This is a genomic window from Streptomyces sp. NPDC053673 (assembly GCF_055585225.1).
The window spans coordinates 1-1,336 of record NZ_JBVJKN010000104.1 but is presented as its reverse complement, the minus strand read 5'-3'; the positions used below and the strand labels follow the sequence as shown (position 1 = coordinate 1,336).

The following is a 1,336-nucleotide window of genomic DNA, read 5'->3' as shown; positions in this document are numbered from 1 at the left end:
GACGGCCCTTCAGGGAACTCAAGGTTCCAGTGAGATCTCATCTTGAGGCTAGTTTCCCGCTTAGATGCTTTCAGCGGTTATCTATTCCGAACATAGCTACCCGGCAATGCCACTGGCGTGACAACCGGAACACCAGAGGTTCGTCCACTCCGGTCCTCTCGTACTAGGAGCAGCCCCTCTCAAATCTCAAACGTCCACGGCAGATAGGGACCGAACTGTCTCACGACGTTCTAAACCCAGCTCGCGTACCACTTTAAATGGCGAACAGCCATACCCTTGGGACCGGCTTCAGCCCCAGGATGTGATGAGCCGACATCGAGGTGCCAAACACCGCCGTCGATATGAACTCTTGGGCGGTATCAGCCTGTTATCCCCGGAGTACCTTTTATCCGTTGAGCGATGGCCCTTCCATACAGAACCACCGGATCACTAAGACCTACTTTCGTACCTGCTCGACGTGTCTGTCTCGCAGTCAAGCGCGCTTTTGCCTTTATACTCTACGACCGATTTCCGACCGGTCTGAGCGCACCTTCGTACTCCTCCGTTACTCTTTAGGAGGAGACCGCCCCAGTCAAACTACCCACCATACACTGTCCTCGATCCGGATAACGGACCTGAGTTAGAACCTCAAAGTTGCCAGGGTGGTATTTCAAGGTTGGCTCCACGCGAACTGGCGTCCACGCTTCAAAGCCTCCCACCTATCCTACACAAGCAAATTCAAAGTCCAGTGCAAAGCTATAGTAAAGGTTCACGGGGTCTTTCCGTCTAGCCGCGGATACACTGCATCTTCACAGCGATTTCAATTTCACTGAGTCTCGGGTGGAGACAGCGCCGCCATCGTTACGCCATTCGTGCAGGTCGGAACTTACCCGACAAGGAATTTCGCTACCTTAGGACCGTTATAGTTACGGCCGCCGTTTACCGGGGCTTCGATCAAGAGCTTCGCGTTAGCTAACCCCATCAATTAACCTTCCGGCACCGGGCAGGCGTCACACCCTATACGTCCACTTTCGTGTTTGCAGAGTGCTGTGTTTTTAATAAACAGTCGCAGCGGCCTGGTATCTTCGACCGGCATGAGCTTACGGAGCAAGTCCTTCACCCTCACCGGCGCACCTTCTCCCGAAGTTACGGTGCCATTTTGCCTAGTTCCTTCACCCGAGTTCTCTCAAGCGCCTTGGTATTCTCTACCCAACCACCTGTGTCGGTTTGGGGTACGGTTCCTGGTTACCTGAAGCTTAGAAGCTTTTCTTGGAAGCATGGCATCAACCACTTCGTCATCTAAAAGATAACTCGTCATCCGCTCTCGGCCTTAGCATCCCGGATTTACCTAAGATTC

Annotated in this window: 1 rRNA gene; it reads right to left on the bottom strand. The window is 53.1% G+C overall.

The annotated features are described in order from the left end of the window. Positions 1-1,336 (bottom strand): 23S ribosomal RNA (locus ACZ6ZQ_RS38565); the annotation flags it as partial.